Origin of the sequence: Bradyrhizobium icense (genome assembly GCF_001693385.1) — a bacterium.
In the GTDB taxonomy this organism is placed as follows: Bacteria; Pseudomonadota; Alphaproteobacteria; order Rhizobiales; family Xanthobacteraceae; genus Bradyrhizobium; species Bradyrhizobium icense.
This window is the reverse complement of record NZ_CP016428.1, coordinates 665,860-689,312: the sequence shown is the minus strand read 5'-3', so window position 1 is coordinate 689,312 and position 23,453 is coordinate 665,860. Positions and strand designations below refer to the sequence as shown.

16 protein-coding genes are annotated in these 23,453 nt (G+C 54.1%); 13 read left to right on the top strand and 3 right to left on the bottom strand.

Annotated elements, in window-relative coordinates; translation table 11 throughout:
• The first annotated feature begins 44 nt into the window (after positions 1 to 44).
• Positions 45 to 1,130: a hypothetical protein gene (locus LMTR13_RS03300; RefSeq protein ID WP_156795412.1), complete on the top strand. Its 1,086-nt coding sequence runs from the start codon at positions 45 to 47 to the stop codon at positions 1,128 to 1,130.
• Between the two features lie 191 nt (positions 1,131 to 1,321).
• Here the strand turns inward: LMTR13_RS03300 and LMTR13_RS41500 are convergent, their stop codons facing one another.
• The gene (locus LMTR13_RS41500; protein WP_197520988.1) at positions 1,322 to 1,510 is read right to left on the bottom strand and encodes a hypothetical protein; all 189 of its coding nucleotides are present in this window, start codon (positions 1,508 to 1,510) and stop codon (positions 1,322 to 1,324) included.
• Between the two features lie 1,718 nt (positions 1,511 to 3,228).
• Entirely contained in the window at positions 3,229 to 4,293 is a 1,065-nt protein-coding gene (locus LMTR13_RS03290) for a hypothetical protein (protein ID WP_065726655.1), read from the bottom strand.
• Positions 4,294 to 4,579: 286 nt separating this feature from the next.
• On the opposite strand from LMTR13_RS03290, the gene LMTR13_RS40250 reads away from it, so the two are divergent.
• The 11 genes from LMTR13_RS40250 (at position 4,580) to LMTR13_RS03245 (ending at position 21,554) form a co-directional block, all read left to right on the top strand.
• Entirely contained in the window at positions 4,580 to 5,293 is a 714-nt protein-coding gene (locus LMTR13_RS40250) for a hypothetical protein (RefSeq protein WP_156795411.1), read from the top strand.
• A 101-nt stretch (positions 5,294 to 5,394) separates the two neighbouring features.
• Positions 5,395 to 6,585, top strand: a complete 1,191-nt coding sequence (locus LMTR13_RS03285) for a type IV secretory system conjugative DNA transfer family protein (protein WP_065726654.1) — start codon at positions 5,395 to 5,397, stop codon at positions 6,583 to 6,585.
• A 1,631-nt stretch (positions 6,586 to 8,216) separates the two neighbouring features.
• Complete coding sequence (locus LMTR13_RS40245; RefSeq protein WP_156795410.1) at positions 8,217 to 8,828, top strand: hypothetical protein; 612 nt, start codon at positions 8,217 to 8,219, stop codon at positions 8,826 to 8,828.
• 499 nt (positions 8,829 to 9,327) lie between these two features.
• Positions 9,328 to 9,570: a hypothetical protein gene (locus tag LMTR13_RS03280; RefSeq protein ID WP_156795409.1), complete on the top strand. Its 243-nt coding sequence runs from the start codon at positions 9,328 to 9,330 to the stop codon at positions 9,568 to 9,570.
• Between the two features lie 155 nt (positions 9,571 to 9,725).
• Positions 9,726 to 10,070, top strand: coding sequence for a DUF3768 domain-containing protein (locus tag LMTR13_RS03275; protein WP_156795408.1), 345 nt, complete (start codon positions 9,726 to 9,728; stop codon positions 10,068 to 10,070).
• Between the two features lie 347 nt (positions 10,071 to 10,417).
• Positions 10,418 to 13,078: an AAA family ATPase gene (locus LMTR13_RS03270; protein ID WP_065726651.1), complete on the top strand. Its 2,661-nt coding sequence runs from the start codon at positions 10,418 to 10,420 to the stop codon at positions 13,076 to 13,078.
• 94 nt (positions 13,079 to 13,172) lie between these two features.
• Positions 13,173 to 14,657, top strand: coding sequence for a class I SAM-dependent DNA methyltransferase (locus LMTR13_RS03265; RefSeq protein ID WP_065732386.1), 1,485 nt, complete (start codon positions 13,173 to 13,175; stop codon positions 14,655 to 14,657).
• 47 nt (positions 14,658 to 14,704) lie between these two features.
• Positions 14,705 to 15,820, top strand: a complete 1,116-nt coding sequence (locus LMTR13_RS03260) for a restriction endonuclease subunit S (protein WP_236843271.1) — start codon at positions 14,705 to 14,707, stop codon at positions 15,818 to 15,820.
• Positions 15,821 to 15,829: 9 nt separating this feature from the next.
• Positions 15,830 to 18,169 carry an EcoAI/FtnUII family type I restriction enzme subunit R gene (gene hsdR, locus LMTR13_RS03255; RefSeq protein ID WP_065726649.1) on the top strand — a complete coding sequence of 780 codons (2,340 nt, stop codon included), beginning with the start codon at positions 15,830 to 15,832 and terminating at the stop codon, positions 18,167 to 18,169.
• 375 nt (positions 18,170 to 18,544) lie between these two features.
• The gene (locus LMTR13_RS03250; RefSeq protein WP_065726648.1) at positions 18,545 to 19,411 is read left to right on the top strand and encodes a DUF5655 domain-containing protein; all 867 of its coding nucleotides are present in this window, start codon (positions 18,545 to 18,547) and stop codon (positions 19,409 to 19,411) included.
• Between the two features lie 328 nt (positions 19,412 to 19,739).
• A complete protein-coding gene (locus LMTR13_RS03245; protein WP_065726647.1) occupies positions 19,740 to 21,554 on the top strand; it encodes a recombinase family protein in 1,815 nt (604 codons plus the stop codon).
• Positions 21,555 to 21,585: 31 nt separating this feature from the next.
• Here LMTR13_RS03245 and LMTR13_RS03240 read toward each other — a convergent pair whose 3' ends face one another.
• Positions 21,586 to 22,107, bottom strand: a complete 522-nt coding sequence (locus LMTR13_RS03240) for a hypothetical protein (RefSeq protein WP_156795407.1) — start codon at positions 22,105 to 22,107, stop codon at positions 21,586 to 21,588.
• 87 nt (positions 22,108 to 22,194) lie between these two features.
• Between LMTR13_RS03240 and LMTR13_RS03235 the strand changes: the two genes are divergently transcribed.
• Positions 22,195 to 23,451: a VHL beta domain-containing protein gene (locus LMTR13_RS03235; protein WP_083218649.1), complete on the top strand. Its 1,257-nt coding sequence runs from the start codon at positions 22,195 to 22,197 to the stop codon at positions 23,449 to 23,451.
• Positions 23,452 to 23,453: the final 2 nt, after the last annotated feature.

Here is a 23,453-nt window from a genome sequence, read left to right as displayed (position 1 = left end):
GTTGAGCAGCAGGTGACGAACCGCTTGCATAAGCAGGAACTAGAATGCATCCTGCTGGCATTATTCAGTACTCAAAAGGCAGATTCGAAATGGGGCAGCTATTTCTTCCGCATGCATCAATTGTCTGCGCGACACTCTTCTCAGTTACATCCGCCGCCGCGGTCGAATGCGACCCGGCCAAGATCCTAGTTCAAGACACTGCATTAGCAGCCGTGAACCAATCGCTCGCAGTTCAGCAATCTCAATCGAAAGAGAGTCGAGCGGCTTCGTCTCGAAGTTCGTCCGGCAGCTTTATCGTGCCAGATGTATTTAATGTGTCCGAAACGCAAAAGGCGGCCTTCAACAGCGCTCTTATCGAGAAATTCAATCTTGATCTGAAAGCAAGCGATAAGAGATGGTTCGCTTCCGGAGTTCTCTCTAAGAATGCCGTTCAAGCCTATTCCGATTGCTTACGGAGTTCGGACCAGCACGTTTTCTTGATTCCATCCGATAACATTATGACTTCGGAAAACGTGACAATGCGTTTGGAGCTAAGGTCGTTTGTTACCTCAGAGAAAATACCAGCATCGGTCGAGATTCAGGGTGCCACATTCGCATCACCGCCTTCAAAGTTTGACATGGAGCCTGGAGGAGCAAAGATCTTTCCGATAAAGCGAAGCTTAGATGATCCTTTCACCTTCATCGCACATGTCGGCGCGAAAGGCGCTGCAGAGATCAATATACCAGCAAGGTCGCCAGTGAAATTTAGACAAGAGCTGCGATTCTCCAGAGAGGTCACGTACTCCAAATCAGGCAACTGCCTGAACTGTTACGATCCGAAGCCGGTGTGCGTTGAATTGGATAATAGGGATGATGCGGTGATTGTCCCTGGATCGATGATTTGGGAGGACATCCAGCACAATGTCTGGGGCGGCAAGCAAGTCTTCTCTCCAGGCATGTATACTCCGCAGAAGGCATGCCTGAATGGCCAACAAAGTCTAGGAGCACAAGAGGCAAGCATACACGTATGTGGTTACTTAACTGTGGCTGTAATCGCGAAAGTGCCGTTGGGACAACAGGAGTCATCATTTGCCAAGAAGCCCGACTATTTGAATGACGCTTGCAAGCGCGGCCAAATTCCTAAGCGCTGATCCAACCCGGCACGGCGCGACGAGTACCGGAGTGGAATGATCCTGGTGCCAATGATTAGGCGGCATCTGTAACGCCGCAGCTCCCCCTAGAGACATCCCTAGGCACACCCCTTCATACTGTGTCTAGGCCGACACTCTAGGGGTGGAGAAGCGGAATAGCCACACGCATCAGCGACTTGCCCGCTCCGCTCTCACCACCATTTCCAGCACGACGTTGTGGTTTGTTGTTTGTTTTTCTTTTTGTCTTCAATCTGCGATCGTCGGACCCCCGAGGTGGCGGACCCGAGGAACGGGTTGTTCTTGGTAGTTGGATTCGTGTTCCGTAGTTTGCTTGTTTCTTCTGCCGTACGCTGACGCGCGGTGCCGAGTTCGTTGATCATGTTCTGCCATTCAGCGGTCGCCCGCGGTCCTATCGTACAGCACAGCTGTCCGATAGTCCCACGTGCGTCTGTCCACCCGCATAACGAACACCCTGAGGTGTGCTAGTCGTACACTCGCTTCGCTCGCGTCCGATAGCCCACTCTCGGGCGTCGCGTTATGCGTTCCGCCTTCCGAGTTCTGCCGTACGCGAATCTCAGAGCGCCTGGCCGAGTATACGGGACAACACTCAAACCTTCTCGCGCTGACGCGGCCCGCTATGAAAGGTGGCTCATTTACGTACTGTTTCGGCCACCTTGGACTTGCTGCGAGTCGATCGCGCGAAAAACGGCCTTCCGCGTTCCCGGTTGTTCCACACACTCGTTACTTCTTACCTCAGCTTCCGTTGTTACTTACGCTTATTCGCTGTCTCCAGTGTAAGGGACGCACCGCGTTACTAGCGAGCTAGCTCATTGTGTTCCTTGGTGCGTGTTTCCTACGGCTATTCCTATAAGAAGAAAGGGGAAAACGCCGGTCATGATATGATTGCGGCGTGAAGAAGCGACTTACGATTACAGAATTTGCAAGAATGGGCGGAAATACGCGCTCTCTCAGCCTGTCCGCAGAACGCCGCAAGCAGATCGCATCGGCAGCAGGAAAAGCGCGTGCTGCCAAACTGTCTCCCGAACGCCGCAAACAAATTGCATCGCTCGCAGGACGAAAGGGCGGCAGAAGCCGAACTCGGAAGGCGTAGACTTGACGGAACACGCTGAATATCGTCGCGCCTAATAGCTTACTTGCAAGCAAGCATGTTTGTGAGACAATGAATACAGATGGAACGTGGTAAGCACGTGAGAGGCGTAGCTTAATTTTGGAAAGCATGGTCGAAGACGCGTCGCCAGTTGCGGATTCCGCACCGCCGCCTCTCCCGTACTCATCACGAATTATCAACTAATCAACTCAATCATGGAAAAATGCATTTGCGCAGGTTGCGGCAACGAGCATGAGATTGATGACGAGCCGCAAGACGAAGTTTCAGCGGAAGAATTAGAAGCGTAAAACGTTTAGCGCATGAATATGCCCCTGTGCAAAAACTGCGCGCACTCCGGCTCACATCATGAGTGGAAGATAACGCGATTGCGCGGGCGCAGCTTACATCAAGTCTGCCGCTGCATCGGTTACGTTCCTGACGTGGATAGACCGAAACCAGTGAACAAAGTTATCGGACGAGCGCTGTACGAACGGCACAAAAAGCATCGAGGCGCGCATTGAACGCTCCCCAGCGGGCAAAAAATCAGCCCACCTCTTGCTGTCGAGCACCTGTTTCCTTTCGTGTGATATCCTTTTGTTCGACTGGAACCATCCTTCCGTCCCGACCTGCACGCGGTGCTTGCTGTCGCGCACAGCGGCCGTCAAGGATGAGCCGCCTGTGGCAGCCACCGCGAGAGCGGCGCGCAGCGTCCTTGACGGCCGCGAGCACGGCGGCATGCTTGAGCGTGTCAGGGGCAAGCCGTGACGCGCGAGCAGCGTACCGAACTCATTCGCGCTATCTGAGCAAGAACTCTCGGCTTGGATGTCCGCTTCGAGCCTTCATCTTTCGCAACTTTTGGATCGAGGCCAACGGCAACAATTTCTCAAAAACATTTCGCGCGTCACTGTGCATCGGCGTTCGCTGCGTACGTCAGAGGGCGCGACGAGCTTCTGCAGCAACCGGCGTCATTTCTGCGGAGACACAACAAATTCATCGCGGGGCACAAAATGCGACTGTCCGCCCGCGAGTAGTATTACCGCTCCACAAACAGTGCCATTCGTTGGTTGACGGACTCAGACCAAAATTCTGAATGTTCCCGCCGCCCTGCAAGACGGTGCACATGCCAGATACCACTCTCTCGTTGTCCGAGCATTTGGCATTGCAATTTATTTGATTGTCAGCGTTTCGACCGCACTCATTTTGGATCGCCGTCACTCCTGCAAGTGCCTTCAGGCTCGCCTGCAACGTTGCCATCTGAGCGCCCAACACCTGTACTCTATTCTCGATTTTGTCGGCTCGGCTTTCTTGTATTGTTTCTGAACATACACGCGGGACTTTGATGGCTTTAACCGGCCCAGACGTTGCGATGTTAAAGATCGTCTCTTTTGTGCAATTGTAAGACACACCATTTTGTTGGGAGGGGTGAGACGGTCTAGTGCATGAAATAGTGATACTTTCTGTTGGTTTGAGCACCTGAGAAACATCGGCCGGTTGAGATAGCTTGATTACGCCCTTCTGCTTTGTGACGGAGCACTTATTCTCTTCCAGGTCCATGGGTCCGAACAACGTTATTTGGATCTCCGATTGTATCGTTGGCTTGTACTGTATCGCCATCGTGACTTCGCGCCCCTCGTTAGCAATGTCGAGCGTGGGATGGAGCGAATCTGCCGCCATTGACAGGCAGGTACTTATGACCGCGGCTCCTTCGTTGGAGACGGTGCGTGCCTCGCCGCTGCTTATTTGGTTCCGCCAATATTCACCATAACGATTCTCGCAGTGTCTACTTTGTGCTTCCTGGACTTCAGCGGCTGCCGCTGAACCGCTTCCAGAAAATAATTTGTAAGACGCCTGAAGCTGTGCCTGTTTGGAGCTTGAAGCTTTGGAATAGCTCTCAGAGCAAAGATCAGCCTTCGCGACCGTTCGCTGTTGATCGACGTCGAGAGATTTGGAGTAATTGATGCCTATGGTCTTGGCCAGTTCGACACAGTTCTCTTGGGCGATCGAGTGGCTGGCCCAGGCAAACGCCGCGATAGAGAGAAGCAATGGCTTGCGCATGGCAATTTTCCCCTATGCTGATAGGGCGCTAAATAATGATGGGTTGTGACCAATTTTCCGGCAACGTTTCGAGCCTAGCCCGATGGTTGCACATTTCAAGACAGATGCGCTGCCCTAATCCGCGAGTGATATGTCGCAATGGCGACGGCACCGGGCGGTCTTGGATCCGGTGCAGTTGATGATTCTATACCGCTGAACCAAAAGGAGGGACGCACGTCGGTGGGCGAACGCTCACGCTATCCCCATGTCCATCAACGAATTGGAAATTGGGTAGTACACTGAATGCATGAAACTGAGCGTAATCGCATTTGCAGGATTCAGCATTCTCATTGTCAGCGTGCTTACAGTCGGACTTATAGTCGTCAAACCTGCCTTGGCGCAGGTTGACGCAACATCCACTGAAACTGTCGCGATCACCTCTGAGCCAGCAACTGCGGAGGAAGCTCCTGCAGAAACGGTCGCTGGCACCGCGCCCGATGCCACCGAAGAACTTCCGTCTGACGATGCAGACATAATTGCAACGCCAGCATCATCTCCAGAGGCGGCTTCGGAAACGCTCGTGGAGCCTCCGCCTGAAGGCCTGACGGAAGTCCACATCATCGGCACGAAGTACACAGATTACTTTACGGACGGTGCGACCGTTACATCGTATCCCGGAGATCCCGAGATCCACGCTCATATAGCCGAACCGAATGCGCCAATTCCGACGCATGAGGGTCTCACGTGGGTGCATTCGACCGGCAGTTATTTGTATGATACTTCCAGCGGCGATCTTGAAGAAGGCCAATATGCGATGCAACCGAATGGTTCGTATATTGAGAAACGACCTCCATTCGTCAGTTCGACCTCAACGCCTGCAGTGTCCGGCGAGTCCACTTCTGCGTCAGGCACTCCGCCCGACAACTCTTCGACAATCACAACAACGTCCGATCCCGCCGAGACCAATTCGCCGACAACTACTTCTACAGGCACAGCGACGACTTCATCCAACACACAATAGAAGCGGGGGCCATCCGGCATAATCGGGTGCGGATGCCGTCCTTACGGCAAAACTCCAATCCTCGTGTGTGTGACCGATCAAAGAGATAGTGCTCACCTGATATGGACTCAGGTCACGTCTTACGTTTTGCCAGTGTCGACTTCCGCAGCGATGATCGCGTCTTTGGCATCAAGGACGAAGATCGCTTTTTGCATATCTACGTCATTGGGAAGACCGGCACTGGCAAATCCACCCTGATTGAAACTATGGCGCTTCAGGATTTGGAACGCGGGAATGGCTTTGCGCTTATTGATCCGCACGGAGATCTTGTCAGTCGGGTTGCTGCACACGTCCCGGCGTCGCATAGGGATAGGTTGATCTATCTGGACGCGACTGACCCAACCCAGCCGTATGGGTACAACCCTCTGCGTCACGTCAGCGAAGATCGGATCGCCCTCGCCGCTTCCGGCATGATGGATGTATTTAAGAAAATGTGGCCGGACGCATGGGGCGTGCGCATGGAGCATATTCTGCGCAACGTCCTTATGGCCCTCTTGGAGCAGCCCGACGCGACGCTCCACGACGTATTGCGTGTCTTCTCCGACAACGGGTATCGCAAGAGAATAGCGCATTCGCTCCGCAACGAGACTGTCCGGACGTTCCTACTCAAGGAATTTGAGCGGTTCTCGTTCGGCTATCGTGCCGACGGCACCGCACCGATCCAAAACAAGGTCGGAGCCTTTCTGGCGGACCCACTGCTCGACCGGATACTAACGGCACCAGCAAGAGACTTGCACATCCGCCGGATCATGGACCAAGGCCAAGTTCTCCTCGTGAACCTGGCCAAGGGACACATCGGCGAAGATAGCTCCTCTTTGCTCGGTGGACTGCTCGTCACGACAATCGGGCTTGCCGCGTTCAGTCGAGCAGACAGCCCCGCAGCTGAGCGTCGGGACTTCTTCGTCTACATCGACGAGTTCCAGAGCTTTACCACTCTGGCTTTGGCGAACATGCTCTCAGAGCTCCGCAAGTACCGCGTTGGCTTCACGGTAGCCCACCAATATCTAAACCAGCTTGAACCTGACGTGCGCCATGCAGTTTTGGGCAACGCGGGGTCCATCATCTCATTCCGACTTGGCGTCGAGGACGCTCCGTACCTCGCTCGTGAATTTCACGGGAAGTTCGAGGAGGTGGATCTTCTGCAGCTGCCGAATTACCGCGTCTACCTGAAGCTTATGATCGATGGAACGCCGTCAAAGCCATTCAGCGCCGTCACACTTGACCCTGCTAGCTCGCCTCCGCGCACCCAATAGTATTTGCCAATTTGGCGTAACCTCACGTCTGCGCTCATGGTTGAGGAATCCGTTCGGCACCCTTAGGTCAAGCCCATGGACACAGTATCAAGGAGCGCGCTGACCCTTTCGGGTTAGCTTATCACGTGCTACAAATGCTACCGTCGCGGCCAAGGGTACGAGGCTAGTGATGCGACTGACGCGTCGTTTCTTTCTGCGTGTCTTGCCGATCGCTGCTCTCCTTGTATTTGCAGGGATAGATTGGAGCTTGGCTCAGTTTCAGTGTCCTGCTGGCAGCACCCCGGTGGCCGGCGGCGGGGGTACGATGTGCCAGTGCCCGGATGGCTCATTTGCTGGCCTAAATTCTGGGTGCCAGCAACAAAACCGACAACAAACACAAATTCCACCTGGTAGCACACGATGTGGTGCTGGATATTGTCAGGCGGGGACAAAGTGCGCCCGAAACGGCACGTGCATAATGAGTGATGCCGTCGACTGCGGAAGATTCGCTTGCCCTTCTGGAAATAAGTGCACCCGAAATGGTTGCCTACCCATAGGGGCAGCTCCCTGCGGATCAGGTTACTGCACTGCAGGCTTGAGCTGCGTCAAAAATCAATGCGTCCCAGAACAACCGTCGTCGAACAGCAGCTTGCTTATGAAGTTTTTTGTTGGAGGGGGAGGCTATCTTTCCTCGTACGCTCCAAAAATAACTGGCGATCAATCCCTAAGTTCAGCGGTTCAGCAACGAAACGTTCAAACGCTGCCAACATCATATGGCATAGAGAAATTATTCAACGATCCTTATGTTGGCAAACCGGTGCCAGCGTCAGAGCTACCGAAGCCTTCGGTTGACGTGTTCGGCACCCATCCTATGGCTAAACAATCTCCGTGGCAGTCAACAGTTAAGCCTGCGGCACCCGCCGAGCAGAGTGGGCAGCAACAGCCAACGGCTAAGCCTGCGCCGCCCGCCGTGCAGACCGGGGCGCAACAACCAACAACGCAGCCTGCGTCTTCCGCCAAGCAGAATGAGCAGCCAACCGTAGTTCCCACGAACCCGTGTGGCGCTGGGCATCGCACGCTGAGAAGGGGTGATTTTGAGTATTGTGAGATCTGGACACCAAAACCGCAATAGCGGCCTAATCTTTGGATCGCGCCGGTTGCCAAATGAGACGTGATATAATGTAGCTAATGCTGTTGCGTTGGCTACTTGTACTTGCTGTGGGAATTATTGCTATCGTTTTGTTGGTAGCGCATCGGGGACAGCCCACAATGTTGTCAACAATTCAGTGGGACATCCAGTCCGTAGGCGCTAGAGCAGCCGACCAGGCGCCTCTCACGTCCGTCGCTCTCCAAACCCCGACGACAGGTTATTACGTCGGTGAGTTTGTCGGCACATGTCGAACGATAGGCGAAACGTCAAACGATCTCCTGCCAGGCGAATCGTCAGCCATCCTTTGTTCGTGGATGAAGGACGCTGTCGAAATCGGCGTTTTTGACAGCGGACGAGGCAAAGAGGTGAGAGCCATAGAGTATTTCGAAGGCCGTCGTGATCAATCTCATGCTAGAGTATTATTTCCGTTGAATGCAAATGAATGATTGGCATTCCGACCACAGGCTGACTTTCATCGAACGCCGTTCGCGGAGAAATGGCTATGCGAAGTGTTCAGATGATAGTAAGCGCCGGAATCTATCTTGGTGGCGCATTGTGCTCTGGCGCCAGCAAGGCCGATCTCATCTGCATTCATCCCATTCCTCTCACAATCAAAGAACTCGTCGAGAAACAGAAATCTGGCCTTATCTCTGAAGAGCTTCTGAAGCGAAATGCTGAGTATCTTGTACTGAAGTACTGCGCAGCGACAGCCGACCGTATCCCTGCTGTATCGAGTGTCGCGCTTGGTGATGGCTGCGAAATGAAGTGGGGCGATCGGCTAGGCGAACGCGTGTACTGGGCCACGTGTAATACGACGGACGAGAACGTCGAGGCCGATAAGAACAAAGCAACATCGACACTTACTCTACCGGTTCCACGACCTTCCTCACCTCGCCGTCCTGAAACGCGGGTCACCTTTGAGCAAAACCTGCAATGCTGCGTTCGTCATTGGACCTCAAGACAAGGGGGAAGCGTGGCACCCGAAGGCCAGAGCACTAGCAATTATAAATCACGATCCGACTTGCTTTTAACGTGTCAGATGGGACTTCCACAGAATGCGTGGGCAGGATACCTCGAAACGCTTGGCGGAAAGGACTTTTGCGCGATTCGATGAAACACTCGGTTTGGCCGCCTAAGCGGCCACATCCAAGCCGCCCAGCACGCGCGTTATTTCAAGAGCGCCAATCATCGCCATGCGGTCCTGGGCAATGCCGGTTCGATCTTCTCATTTCAAGTCGGCGTCGAAGATGCCCCATATCTTGTCCGCGAATTCCACGAGAGGTTCGAGGAGATTGATCTTTTGCAGCTGCCGAATTATCGCATCTATCTCAAGCTTATGATTGACGGGACGCCGTCAAAGCCATTCAGCGCCGTCATACTTGACCCTGCTAGCTTGCCTCCGCGCACCCAATAGTATTTGCCAACTTGGCTTAACCTCACGTCTGCCCTCACTGACCGCTTACAGGCAGTATTCCGCTCGGACATGTTCTTTCGGCGGCTCCCGTTCGGGGTCGGTAGCGAGGCGGAGCAGCTGCGCTGGTAAGTCCGCAAGCAGCTCCGCCTTGCTATCCGGCACCCGAATGGTTCGGGCTGACGGTGATAAGGAGAAGAACATGTCCACCATTGCTCTTTCCCACAAGGCGGCAAAGCTAATGAAGCTTTGCGACCTTCAGGGCGTCGAGAGTCTTGACGATCTGCTGCTGATAGCGATCGCGGACACTGTGTGTCCCGCCATCTGCGTGACTGAGGGATGTAACCACACCGCCAAGGTAGAGCCAGACCAAGACCAGGGGGTCTGCGAGGCGTGTGGGGGCAACACCGTTGTATCCGTATTTGTGCTGGCCGGTCTGATCTAAGAGACCGGCCATGCAAGTCCGAAACTTCTACCATTGCGCAGAATGCGGTCGCGAGTGGACGGACGTTTGGTCCGCACAGTGCGACGACGATTGTCCGCACTGCGGTGCGCGTCACATGTCGCCATACAAGAGCGAGGATGCCTCGGAGGGCGACGATGAATAATATCGCCACCGCCGTCACGTTGCGTCGCATTCGAGTACTCAACGACTTCTTTCGCGCGACCTTTCTGGGCGGCAAAGTTGTCATAACCTCAGGCGTGGCAAGTCTGCCATTAGACGTGAAAGCTCGCGCGATGATCCAGGTTCAGAGCTTTGCGGATTTCAATGCGGACAATGATCCGCATGATGAGCACGACTTTGGTAGCTTTGAAGTCGCGGGTGCGAAGTTCTTTTGGAAGATCGACTACTACGACGTGCTCTGTGAGTTCGGGTCTGAAGACCCAGCCGATCCCGAAAAGACTACGCGTGTCCTCACGATCATGCTTGCCGAAGAATACTAAGAAGAGACCGCCTCCCGCCTAGGCGCGACAGATCGATGCTTCAGCAGGAGAAGCACTGTTGTGGGGAGCTTCGGAAGGCCTGACGGACAGCGTGACGCTGTCATGCGCCCGAACAGAGCGGATGTACCTCGGACGTTCTTTTTGTCCACACCCTCGCTTCAAAGCGAGGGTTTTTCTTGAGAGGAGCACTCTGGAAATTCATTTGGCCGACCAAAGAAAAGGGAATCAGACGTGCACACCTTCTTTGCGGGGCTACCCTTGACGCTCCCCCGCGAAAACCTTGAGTAGCGGCACCGTGTCGAAACGTCTATACTTTCGGTTGTATGGGGATTCGGGGCGAAAGTTTAATGATTGAGAGCAACGCATCTATTGAGAGTTTGGAAGCATGGCTGAACGCAAAGCCCTTTTGGGAACAGTACGTTTGGAAGCTCAATCTCGAGAAGGAGGTTTTGAGCAAGGAAGATGTTGACCAGTGCTACGCCTACCTTTCAGAACATCTCGGGATTATTGCCCCCCTTTCGGATTCTGACCAACGGCCATCGATTTCTTTCAAGAATGAAATCGGCTCAATCGGTGAGCCCTCTATTGGTGCCGATAAAATCAAGTTGATCGAGATAAGAGATTTCGTGGATGTAAACGCAATTTCGCAAGAATGCTCCATCAAGGTCGGCCCAAACCTCACCCTAATCTACGGCGCTAATGGAAGCGGAAAGAGCGGCATTGGCCGCCTGCTCTGCAACGCATGCTTCTCTCGCGGTGAGCGCGACGTTCTCCCGAACGTGCGCCTGGATGAGGCCGGGCAAGCTGGGGCGACTTTTGTAATTCAGGCCGAAGACGCGTCACCGGCGGAAATCAAGTACTCGCTCGGCGACGATATTGACGAACTCAAGCGCTTCGCCGTTTTCGATGCCGAGAGCGTGCTTATCCACTTAGATCAATCTAATCATGTCAACTTTACTCCGGCGCAAATAAAAATCTTTGACAAGGTCGCGGATACCATTGCGAAGCTGGAGGAGCGGCTTACGAACGAGCGTCATGAGAAAAGGAAGGACAATCCTTTCAGTTGGACGTTCTTCGACAACGACACGTCAACGACGGCGATCTTTTGCAAAGGTATGTCGGCCGCGACAAACGAAGCCGATTTACTTGCGCATGCGAGCTTCGATCCCGAGCTCGACGTGCGCACGATGGCAGATTTGCAGAAGCAAATTGACGAAAAGCGAAAACTCGACGTCCCCAAAAAGAAGAAACAACTTTTGAACGACCGCCAGAATCTTTCAGCGCTCAAGGCGACACTGCAGGCTGTGGTCGACCGTTTCACCATCGCCAAGGAGCGAGAAGTCAATCAGCTCCTAACTGATATCACTGAGAAGAGAAGACTTGTAGAAAGCCTAAGTGTAAGCAGTTTCGACGACGGGCTCCTCCAGACAATTGGCAGCCCGGAATGGAGGGCTCTGATCGTCGCTGCAAAGGAGCTTCGTGCCGCTGAAGTAGCGGCCGACAATGGCAAGGACCTCGCACATTGTCCTTTGTGCCATCAGAAACTGACGCTTGAAGCGCAAGCCCTTTTTGTGAAGTACTGGCAGTTCCTGGAGAGCAAAGCAGAGAGTGAACTAGCCCTTCTGGAGCGTCGCCAAACGGTCCTACTGCAGGATCTTCGATCATCGAAGGCGCTGCATCCAAAGTTCCTTGATACGGACGCGGGCGTAAAGGTCCTCATCGAAGAGGATGCGGCCTACCTTGCGCGGCTGAAGGTTCAGTTCCAAGCGCTTGCAGCCGTTACCATCGATTGGGAAGCAAAGATCGACACACTACGGAAGGTCGACATGAAGGGCGTTCCCAAGGTCGACTTGTCGAAGATCGAGCTTCGCATTGAGTGCAAGGCGGCCGAAGGAGAACACTTAGTCGATCCTACGGCAGAGATTGAACGGCTGACGGCCCAACTTAATGGGCTTAAAGACAAGAAGAAGGTGGCGTCGGTAAAAGGGGCTGCTCTTGAATACCTATCCTACTTGCAGTGGTCGGCCAAAGCAAACAAGGCTGGTTTCGCAGGAATCAAGATGGCCACTACCAAGAAGCGCACCGAGTCCTTCTTGGTTGGAGTGGCTCGGAACTATAAGGGCATTTTCAATCAAGAGCTTGGTCGGCTAGATTGCAACTTCAATCTCGTCATGCGCACAAGCGGAGAGCAAGGCAACACCGTAAAGGAATTTCGGCTCGATTTTGCGGAAGAATACAACCCCAGTGAAATCCTCAGCGAGGGTGAGCAGAATGCCTGCTCGTTGGCTGACTTTCTGACCGAGATCCAACTCGATAAGAACAACTGCGGAATCATCTTCGACGATCCCGTCACTTCGCTCGACCATGAACGGAAGGATAAAATAGCAAGGCGGTTAGCTGTAGAAGCAGGTGAACGTCAAGTCGTTGTGTTCACGCACGACATCGTTTTTATGAGCCAGCTCGTGAAGCACGCGGAGCGCAATTCCATTCCGGCTATCGCACACTGGATGCGCAAGATCGATGGCGTCCCTGGGAAAGTCGAAGACGATACGAGCCCGCGCCTCGCCTCATTAACGAAACTAAAGAACGACGCTCAGGAAGCCGTGAGAGATTTCTCCTCACTCGGCGCTAAGGAGCAAGAACGGGCGCTCGGAGCAGCCTTCGACTATCTGCGGAGTGCGACTGAAGCCATGATTGAGGAAATTCTTTTCGCGGGAACGATTCAAAGGTATGACGACCACATCAAGGTCATGAACCTTGAGGAGGTGATTTTTGATCAGTCACTTGCGTTGCAAATTGTTGAACTACATGGCCGACTGTCTGAGGTTATCCTCGCTCACAATCGCAGCGATCAAAGGCGAGAGGACCCGCCAGATCTCGACGATCTTAAGGCTCTTCGAAAGGAGTTCGACGTACTCGAAGCGGCCCTAAGGATAGCGCGCAGGACGGCTACGGACGCGCGAGCGACGCGCAAGAAGGCAAAGGTATCGCAGAAGCTGGGATGGTAACGGAGTCCGGCAAAAGTTGCACACTGGACGAACAAATAACTATCGTATGCTAATCTGAATCATTATGACTCAGGTTGGTCGGGGGGAGAAGCGGATGCTGGAAATCACGCGCTCGTGGGGCGGTTCTCGCTTCGAGCAGACATTCAAGAATCTCGATGATGTGCTCTGGAAGGAGGCGGGTTGCACAACCGAGCTGGACTACACAGAACAGTCCTCATGGATGCTGTTTCTCAAGTATCTCGATGATCTTGAGCAGGAACGTGCGCTCAAGGCCGAGCTTGAAGGAAAGCCGTACAAGTTCATCATTGATAAGGAGCATCAGTGGTCCGTTTGGGCTGCGCCCAAGAAGGCTGATGCATCTCTTGATCATGACAAGGCGCTAACGGGCGACGATCTAATAGAATACGTCAACGGCAAGCTTTTCCCGTACCTCCACGGCTTCAAACAGCGCGCTGAAGGCCCGGATACGATCGAATATAAGATCGGGGAAATCTTTGGAGAGATAAAAAATAAGTTCCAGAGCGGTTACAGCTTACGAGACGCGCTCGAACTGGTTGATGAACTTCACTTTCAATCACAGCAAGAAAAACACGAGCTATCCCATCTTTACGAAGAGAAGATCAAAAGGATGGGGAATGCTGGCCGCAACGGCGGCGAGTATTACACTCCCCGGCCCCTCATTCGCGCCATTATCCAAGTCGTAAAGCCAAGGATCGGAGAGCGTATCTATGACGGTGCGGTTGGTTCGGCAGGCTTTTTGTGTGAAGCACACGACTATCTGATTAAGGGGAAGCTGAGCACCAGCCAACTGAACACCCTGCAAACGAAAACCTTTTACGGCAAAGAAAAGAAGTCGCTCGCCTACGTTATCGCCATCATGAACATGATCCTGCACGGGATCGAGGCACCGAATATCATTCACACGAATACGCTTTCGGAAAACCTTGCCGACGTTCAAGATAAAGATCGTTACGACGTCGTCCTAGCCAATCCCCCGTTCGGCGGGAAAGAGCGCAAGGAAGTCCAGCAGAACTTTCCTATCCGTACCGGTGAAACCGCGTTCCTCTTTCTCCAGCACTTCATCAAGATGTTAAAAGCCGGGGGACGGGGCGGCATCGTTATCAAGAACACCTTCCTCAGCAATACCGACAACGCCTCCGTCAGCCTGCGCAAGCTCCTTCTGGAAAGCTGCAACCTGCACACCGTGCTCGACTGCCCCGGCGGCACGTTCCAGGGCGCTGGCGTGAAGACTGTGGTGCTCTTCTTTGAGAAAGGCGCGCCCACCCGCAAGGTCTGGTTTTACCGGCTCGACCCCGGCCGAAATCTCGGAAAGACCAACCCGCTCAACGACGCGGATCTCGCCGAATTTGTTGAGCTGCAAACAGCCTTTACCGACTCACCCAAGAGCTGGAGCGTCGACGCTAGGATAATTGACCAGACTACCTTTGATCTCTCAGTGAAGAACCCGAATGGCGGCGAGGAAATGACGCACCGGAGCCCGACGGAAATACTGGAAGAAATCGCCGCGCTGGACGCCGAGAGCGCGGAGGTGCTTGAGAGCGTCAAGGCGCTGCTATGACGAAAGGATGGCCAATTAAACGCCTTGGGGACGTCTGTGAGATCATCATGGGTCAGAGCCCCGATGGTGATAGTTACAACACAACAGGGGCAGGAGTGCCGCTTATAAATGGTCCGGTCGAGTTCAGCGATGAATCTTTCGGTGAGACGATTCGGTCGAAGTTCACCACGCAACCAACGAAGCTTTGTAAGAAGGGCGACCTGATCTTGTGTGTTCGGGGATCGACCACGGGGAGAATGAACATTGCGGGATTTGATGCTTGCGTCGGGCGAGGTGTTGCCGCGATCCGGGCGCACGAATATCAGCCGTGGGTGAACTACTTCGTCAGTTCGAGGCGAGACGAAATTCATGGCAAGGGTACAGGCGCAACGTTTCCGAATGTGTCCGGTTCGACCCTTGCGAACTTCGAACTCGTCATGCCGCCGCTGGATGAGCAGAAGCGGATAATCGGCTCACTAGATGAGGCATTTGCAGGGCTTGCTACTGCCGCAGCTAACGCTGAGAAGAACCTTCAAAATGCCCGGGCTATCTTCAATAGCCAGCTTCAATCCATTTTCACTCAGCGTGGCGACGGATGGAAAGAGAAGACGTTGGAGGAGGTCGCGACAACCTTCGGCCGCGGTAAATCAAAGCACCGCCCGCGAAATGCACCACATCTTTATGGCGGCAAATACCCATTTATTCAAACCGGCGATATTCGAAATGCCGAACATTACATCACCGAGTATACCCAAACCTACAGCGAGGCTGGCCTTGCGCAAAGCAAGCTATGGCCAAAGGGAACAATTTGCATAACGATTGCTGCTAACATCGCTGAGACAGCGATACTCAGTTTCGATGCGTGTTTCCCTGACAGTGTAATCGGTGTCGTACCAAATCCGAGAGAGGCGGAAGTCGGTTATGTGGAATACGTTTTGCAGGCATTCAAAGCGCGTCTCCAGGCCTTGGGGAAGGGAAGTGCCCAGGCCAACATCAATATGGGTACGTTTGAGCACGAGCGATTTCCATTCCCTTCAGTGAGTGAGCAGAAGCTAATCGTTGCGAAATTGGACGCACTCAGCGAAGAGACCCAACATCTCGAAGACATTTACGAGCAAAAGCTGGCCGCTCTGGAGGCGCTGAAGAAGTCATTGCTGCACCAAGCGTTCGCTGGAAACCTGTAGAACAATCTTATGAACGAAGCCGAAACTAGAGCTGAACATATTGATCCAGCGTTGAAGACTGCGGGTTGGGGCGTGATTGCAGGAAGCCGCATCCGGCGAGAGTTCTTCATCACGCCGGGCCGAATAGAGGGGCATGGCAAGCGTGGCAAGGCGCTGAAGGCCGATTATGTCTTGGAGTACCGCAGTCATAGGCTCGCCGTCGTAGAAGCAAAGGCGTGGGACGAGGAGTTGACCGAGGGAGTCGGCCAAGCAAAGGATTATGCAGGCAAGCTGTCGATCCGGTTTGCGTACTCGTCAAACGGCAAGGCTATCTATGCAATTGATATGCGGGAGGGAGGCGAAGGCGAGGTGCCTGCGTTCCCAAGTCCGGATGAGCTGTGGAATCGGACGTACGAGCAGCAAAACGGTTGGCGAGACCGGTTCGCCGGGGTGCCGTACCCGGACAAGGGCGGAAGCTGGGAAATCCGGTATTACCAGCAAATCGCTGTAGAGCGGGTCTTGGAGCGAATCGCCACCGGATCGCAGCGGATGCTCTTGACGCTGGCTACCGGGACGGGGAAGACGTCGATTGCATTCCAGATCGCGTGGAAATTGTTTGAAGCCCGTTGGAATCTAACGGGCGAACCGACACGGCGCCCGCGTATTCTGTTCCTGGCTGATCGAAATGGGCTGGCCAATCAGGCCTTCAACGATTTCAACTCGTTCGCTGCGTTCGAAGACAAGGCGCTAGTCCGTATCGATCCGGAGATTATTCGGAAGCACGGGCGAGTTCCAAAGAACGGCAGTGTTTTCTTCACGATTTTTCAAACGTTCATGTCAGGCACGGATTCTGATGGGAATCCGGCCCCTAACTTTGGCGACTATCCGCCGGACTTCTTCGACTTCATCATCATCGATGAGTGCCATCGTGGCGGTGCGAACGACGAAAGCACGTGGAGAGAAATTCTTACGTATTTCAAGCCTGCTGTGCAGCTCGGGCTGACCGCGACGCCTAAGCGCAAAGCGAATGCCGATACGTACAAGTACTTCGGAGAACCGATCTATACCTATTCGCTGCGTGAAGGGATCAATGACGGATTCTTGACCCCGTTTAAAGTCAAGCAGATCGCCACAACGATGGACGACTATACATACACCCCGGACGATGCAATCGTCGAGGGTGAGGTGGTCCTGGGCAAGCGGTATGTTGAGAGCGACTTCAACAAAGTGATCGTCATACCCGAGCGCGAAAAGTATCGCGTGAAGCTATTCCTGGATCAGATTGATCAAAGTCAAAAGACGCTCGTCTTTTGCGCGACACAGGCGCATGCCCTGATGGTGCGTGATCTCATCAACCAGATGAAGAAGAGCAAGGACCCGAATTATTGCGTGCGGGTCACTGCCGAAGATGGGGCGCTTGGCGATCAGCACCTACGGGATTTCCAAGACAACGACAAGACGATCCCGACCATTCTGACGACGTCTCAAAAGCTTTCAACCGGCGTCGATGCCCGCAACATACGCAATATCGTTCTGATGCGACCAGTCAATTCGATGATCGAGTTCAAGCAGATCATCGGCCGCGGGACGCGTCTGTATGAAGGGAAGGACTATTTCACGATTTACGACTTCGTGAAGGCTTACCAGCATTTCAACGATCCGGAGTGGGATGGAGAACCGGTAGAACCGCAGGAAACCCGACCGCGTCCACCGAGAGGCGATGAAGAAGAGCCCGCGCCACGTGACGACGATGGCGGCGACGAGGAGCCGAACCGTCAGCAGAAGCTGAAGATCAAACTCGCTGACGGCAAGGAACGCACGATCCAGCACATGATGGCTACCAGTTTCTGGAGCGCTGACGGCAAACCCATGTCTGCGGCGCAATTTATCGAGCGTCTATTCGGTGAGCTTCCCGCGCTCTTCAAAAACGAGGATGAGTTGAGAGCCCTCTGGAGCGAGCCTGGCACGAGGAAAGCACTGCTAGATGGGTTAGCAGAGAAGGGCTTCGGAGACGCGCAGCTTGCGGAGATTCGACGCTTAATCGACGCCGAGAAGAGCGACCTATATGACGTACTCGCCTACATAGCGTTCGCGCTTGCTCCGATCACTCGTGAGGAGCGCGTGCAGACTCGAAAAGGCACTATCTTTGCACAGTATGGCGATCATAAGCTGCGTGAGTTCCTTGATTTCGTCTTAGCCGAGTACATAAAGGAGGGTGTAGGAGAATTGGATCAATCCAAGCTGACGCCGCTTCTTGAGTTGAAGTACCGGGCTGTTAGTGACGCCGCTCGCGAACTTGGCGGCATACCAAAGATCCGGGATACGTTCATCGGTTTTCAGAGATACCTATACGCCGATGTGGCTCGGTAACAGGAGCTCCCGACACTCCTCTCTGGGTTACTGGACGAACCGGTGCAAGTTCGCGACTCATGGATCGCGCCTTGGCGGTTGAAAAGGCAGGCACGGCTTCGTGCCAGGAAAGGACTTCCATAACGGGAATTGCACATCAGGTAAAACTAGTGGTTCGCGATGACGAGCCCCTGAGGATATCCTCAATCGGGCTTATGCATGCGGAAAAACGGCAAACGTCCTTGCTGCCGCTTACGGCAAACAGCACGAATCGAACCGGGATTTTCTTCTCGTTAGGCAAAAGGGAGACGATACGTCTTACCCTGGCCTTCGTTCAGCCTTGTTTAACCACCGGACGCTCACATAGCGGGCTGATTTGCCGTGGGGCGCAACGATATGAGCTTTATGAAAGCTGAGCGCGTTTCTCTCAAACTCCATCCCGAGCTTAACGAAAGGTGGGTGCAGGGCCTGATCGCGTCCGACCCAAAAATTCTCGGGCTGGGGGCTCTCGTATTGCGCGACAAGGAACGGATACAGCCCCGAGCCGGTAGGCTGGATTTACTTCTTCAGCACCCAGAGACGAAGCGCCGTTATGAGGTCGAAGTCCAACTGGGTTCGACGGACGAAGCACACATCGTCCGTTCTATTGAGTATTGGGACATAGAGCGAAAGCGCTACCCTCAGTATGAGCACTGCGCGGTGCTCGTTGCGGAGGATATTACCAGCCGGTTCTTAAATGTTGTGTCGCTCTTCAACGGGGTCATTCCGCTGATCGCGCTGCAGATGCAGGCGCTAAAGGTTGGTGAGCACACGACCCTGGTCTTCACGAAAGTGATGGACGAGATGTCCAGAGGCTTTGTGGACGAGGACGAGGATGCGGAAGCGACTCCGACCGATAGAGCTTATTGGGAAAAGCAGGGGACAAAGGCGACGGTGCAACTTGCTGACCAGTTGTTGGCGATCGTTCAAGAAATCGATCCGTCGATCGAATTGAAATACAACAAGTTCTACATTGGGCTGTCGAAAGCAGGCCAACCCTTCAATTTTGTGATTTTCAGGCCAAAGAAGAGAGTCATCAGGGTCGAAATTCGACTGCCGCGTACTGAAGAAGTAGATGCAAAGATAGAGCAGTCGGGAATTGAGGTGCTCGACTATGACGAGACGTACAAATCCTACCGATTGTCCGTCGTTGCCGATGATCTATTAAAAAATCGAGGCTTGCTTTTGGAGTTGATGCGCGCCGCATATCAAAGCCGAATTTAGTTTGGACGGCCCAAGCAACCTTGGAGTCGGCGACGCATTGAATGCGCTACTTAGACCGCAGGCTTGCGTTGCGTAGCATGCGTTTGGGCCTACGACAAATGCCCCGCGCGGCGAATTACGGCCCTATTGCCATAACGGCCAAGTATCACCTCTGCCTTACATCCGCTGCTCGCGATAGCTTGTGGCATGACTGATTCATCTAGGCGTTGTCTATCTGGCAGCGAAACCGAGAGACTTGTTGCGCTGCTTGAGCTCTTTCGGCGGGTGCACGCGCGCTTGCTTGCGGAAGGCTACGTCATCGACGATGGGCACGCCGAAGCTCCGACACATGCTAGAATTGATCCAACTGCCTATGGAGATCAATGATACCTTCAAACACCTTTACCTCATCTATAACCGCAAGAGCACTGACGATGCGGAGAACCAGCGCAACTCGCTCGTGTATCAACGGCAGCGGAACCTTGAATTCGCCGAGCGGCAGAATCTACCGGTTGCAAAGGACCTCACCATTCCTGGATTTTGCAGTGGCGGGGTAATCGATGAGAGCCATTCCGGATTTAAGGAGGACAACGAGTTCGACATTCTCCCCGACGGCTCCGTTCAATATCGGGTGCTACGCCCGAAATTCTTGAAGCTGGCCGAAGTTCTAAAGGCCGGAAAGGTGAAGGGTGTCATATTCCTATGTTGGGACAGAGCCAGCCGAAATCCGCACGACGATCTGATACTTAAGAAGCTGACGCGCATTGGCTCTGACATCCGCTTTGCCGAGGCAACCTACGACAGCACAAGCTCCGGCGAATTGCACAGAGATATCGATGGTGTGTTTGCGACACACTTCTCTCGGAGTATAAGCGAGAAGGTTCGGAACGCGCAGAGAAAGTTGCGCGCCGAGCGGCGCTGCATGTACGCTGCCCCTATCGGCTATTTGGATAGAGGGTCGGATAGTAAGCCGATTGATCCCGAGCGCGCTCCGACCGTGAGAAGAATTTTTGAGCTGTATGCTACAGGCGATTGGAGCATTCGCCAGCTCGCGAAGTGGGCGCAAGAGCAGGGTCTTAGAAAAAAGCCGACTCGCCGAAAACGAACTGGTGCGGAGATAGCAGACAACATCGATATTGGATCGCTACCGAAGATTGCTCGTCCCGTCGACCATAAGACAATTGAGTATATGCTTCCGAATCCCTTTTACATCGGGAAGGTGAAGGTTGGTGATGCCTATGTCGACAGTGCCGCCCATCAAGCCCTCATCGACACGGCAACGTTCCACCAAGTGCAGGCGATGCTAAGGAAGAAGCGTGTGTCCGTGCATTATGTGCACGAACCATTCTATACGTATAGAGGACTTGTGCGGTGCGGATGCGGGCGGCTGTATTCGCCATATATTCAAAAGGGCATCATCTACTATAGAAGCCGCTGTAAAGAAGGATGTGCCAATCGCGACCCAAACCTGAGCGAACCTGAAATTTCGGCCGCGATACAAATAATCATGGACAAAATATATCTCTCTGATCAGGAGCTCGCGGAAATCGAGAGCGGCTCAAAGACGGAGTTGAAAAAACTTTCCGACGAAAGGAACCGGACACTCAGCGATCTCCAAGGCAAGCAGCGCTCCGTCATTGCGGACCTTGACTATATTGCCCAAAACAAAATTACACTGCTGCGGACCGGTGCGATGAATGCCAACGCCATCGAAACTGAGAAGGATCGATTGGAGGCGAAGCTGGCTGGGATAAGTGCAGAAATTGCGATTTACGCAGAAAGCGTTCCGGAAATGTTGAAATGCATCCTTACCTTCTCGGAGTTGGTGAAGAATGCCGGGATGTACTTCCGACATGCACTCGACAATGAGAGGCGGGAAATAGCGACAATGATCTTTTCCGAACTGCAATTCGTAAACCGCCAAGTTACAGCTTACGAAGCACGAGATGGATTTGGGGCGCTGTTGAGCCGCATATTGCCTAGCGAACCGGTCGTTGCTGTTCCCGTTATGGGTCCATATGGCAACAAACAGGATGTCGGGCTCCCCGGTTTACCTCTTTTCCGAACTATTGAGGCAACCTATCCGCGGGTGAAGTCGAGCATGCAGAAAATCGACGGCCTCGCTTTCCTTCGCCGATCTTCCCATTATCGCCGTGCGGCGTAGCGGGATGGCGAGAGCGTGCGCGCGCATTCGTTTAGTCTCGAAGCGTACGCTGATGGACCTGGTGTGTGCGTATAGCGGCGGCTTCGTTGTGCTGAGTGAGGCTCTCAATCGCGCTTTTCATCCACTCGACGGATGTCTCCAGCTTGGTAAACCGCCCATTGGCGTAGTAAGCGAGCACGACCAGTGTGCCGATCACGGCAAGAAAGTACTCCCAATTGACGTTGATTGTGACCATGGGCTTGTATGATAAGGCCTTCGCACCTCTCGATTCCAGACGCGATAATTTGCCAGGTAGGGCGAGATTTCGGGCCTTGGCCGTCTGCAGCGTATGCTCTTGGTCTAAGAAGCTAATTGGTGCGGATACAATCCAATCCGGCAAAGTGGAAACACTTCGCTCAATTGGCATCGAGCTCTGCTCGATGTTCTGTGACGTCGGATCAACTGTGTTTGGCCCGACGCCGGTAATGGGCCGCGTCGCCAACCACATCGAGCCCAAGCGCATGTCGGCTGGAGCTTTTAGTGCGTACAGATCCGTTGTAAGCTTGCGTGCCATAACCTGCTGGTGAAGCAGACCAGACCGCTGTATCGGCCGCTTGTTTTAAGGCGAACACATGCGACTGCGTCAACTTCGGAGCAAGCCATGAACCGCACGCGGTTGATGTTTACTTTGATACTAGCAGTCTGCCCAAGCCTCGCTCTCGCCGCAGGTGCTCATTGCCCGGAAGAAACCGGACTGCGGTCCACCGAGGGAGCGGTTTCCACGTCCATTACTTTCACGAACTTGATGCCGATCACTTTAAGAATTTACTGGATCAACTACGAGGGCAGACGGCACTTCTATGCGGCAGTGCGGCCGCATCAAAGTTACCATCAGCAGACCTATCTCACCCATCCTTGGGTTCTGACAAATGAAAACGAGGATTGCCTCGCAATCTATATGCCAACGCGCGAGCCCCGACGGGTGTCGATCGACGGAAAGGGAGAGACTGCTCCTCTGGCGCCGCAATCGAAAACCGTTGGCGGTAACGCGGCGAGCGCTGCCGCGCAGAATTACAAGTCAAATATCAAGGGGCCGGCAGCGCCCGCGGTCGAGCGGTACATCGAGACCAGCCGCATCGACTGCGACATGTCTGGCAAGGGTGCGAAGACATGTCCCCTAACCGACTTCGTCGGCGGAGCGACACTCTTCTACGGAAAAATGCCAGACGATCCGGCAGATTACGCGGTCGCTTTCGTGACCCATGAGTCGGCGGTCGGCGGCAATGCCGTGTATCAGATTGCCATCGTGCTTAAGGCCGGACCCGAAGGCGCTTTCGCACCGTTCGGACAGACCGAAACTATCGGGACCGAACCGCGCGATGTGCGATTCGAGAGCGGCGCCATCAGCTATACGGGCACCGTGCTCGGTCCGGGTGAGCCGCGTTGCTGCCCGACAGCCAAGGCGACGTTCAGGCTCCTCATCTCCGCTGCCGGCTTGCGGTTCGTCGACTTAAGGCAAGGAGACGGCACCGAGGCCGGCGCGTCCCAGCCCGCCGCCCGTTCCAAGGCGGCGGACTATCTCATCAGGGAGCAGATTAGCGATGCGTGCGAGAGGAGAGGCGGCAGGATCGATCCGGCGGCGGTGATCGAACGGGACCTGACCGGCGACGGAAAAGCCGATCTGATCATCAGCCATGAGGGAATAACGTGCACAGGCGGCGGGCGGAGCAGCGCGTGCGGAATGCAGGTCTGCTCGGTGATGATCTATGTGCGCGAGGGCCCGCTCCTTAAGCTCGCAGTAGGCGATCTGCTCGGCATGATGGTTACGGTCGACGCCGGCCGAATCCCGACCGTTCGCTGGCGTGGGCACGGCGGATCACCGCGCGCGATGCGGTGGAACGGAGGTGCGTTTCGGTAGGG

Bases quoted from the DNA above. Each gene is read 5' to 3' on its own strand.
- LMTR13_RS03300 (WP_156795412.1), top strand. From the start codon at position 45: ATGCATCCTGCTGGCATTATTCAGTACTCAAAAGGCAGATTCGAAATG.
- LMTR13_RS41500 (WP_197520988.1), bottom strand. From the start codon at position 1,510: ATGATCAACGAACTCGGCACCGCGCGTCAGCGTACGGCAGAAGAAACA.
- LMTR13_RS03290 (WP_065726655.1), bottom strand. From the start codon at position 4,293: ATGCGCAAGCCATTGCTTCTCTCTATCGCGGCGTTTGCCTGGGCCAGC.
- LMTR13_RS40250 (WP_156795411.1), top strand. From the start codon at position 4,580: ATGAAACTGAGCGTAATCGCATTTGCAGGATTCAGCATTCTCATTGTC.
- LMTR13_RS03285 (WP_065726654.1), top strand. From the start codon at position 5,395: ATGGACTCAGGTCACGTCTTACGTTTTGCCAGTGTCGACTTCCGCAGC.
- LMTR13_RS40245 (WP_156795410.1), top strand. From the start codon at position 8,217: ATGCGAAGTGTTCAGATGATAGTAAGCGCCGGAATCTATCTTGGTGGC.
- LMTR13_RS03280 (WP_156795409.1), top strand. From the start codon at position 9,328: ATGTCCACCATTGCTCTTTCCCACAAGGCGGCAAAGCTAATGAAGCTT.
- LMTR13_RS03275 (WP_156795408.1), top strand. From the start codon at position 9,726: ATGAATAATATCGCCACCGCCGTCACGTTGCGTCGCATTCGAGTACTC.
- LMTR13_RS03270 (WP_065726651.1), top strand. From the start codon at position 10,418: ATGATTGAGAGCAACGCATCTATTGAGAGTTTGGAAGCATGGCTGAAC.
- LMTR13_RS03265 (WP_065732386.1), top strand. From the start codon at position 13,173: ATGCTGGAAATCACGCGCTCGTGGGGCGGTTCTCGCTTCGAGCAGACA.
- LMTR13_RS03260 (WP_236843271.1), top strand. From the start codon at position 14,705: ATGGGTCAGAGCCCCGATGGTGATAGTTACAACACAACAGGGGCAGGA.
- hsdR (WP_065726649.1), top strand. From the start codon at position 15,830: ATGAACGAAGCCGAAACTAGAGCTGAACATATTGATCCAGCGTTGAAG.
- LMTR13_RS03250 (WP_065726648.1), top strand. From the start codon at position 18,545: ATGAGCTTTATGAAAGCTGAGCGCGTTTCTCTCAAACTCCATCCCGAG.
- LMTR13_RS03245 (WP_065726647.1), top strand. From the start codon at position 19,740: ATGCTAGAATTGATCCAACTGCCTATGGAGATCAATGATACCTTCAAA.
- LMTR13_RS03240 (WP_156795407.1), bottom strand. From the start codon at position 22,107: ATGGCACGCAAGCTTACAACGGATCTGTACGCACTAAAAGCTCCAGCC.
- LMTR13_RS03235 (WP_083218649.1), top strand. From the start codon at position 22,195: ATGAACCGCACGCGGTTGATGTTTACTTTGATACTAGCAGTCTGCCCA.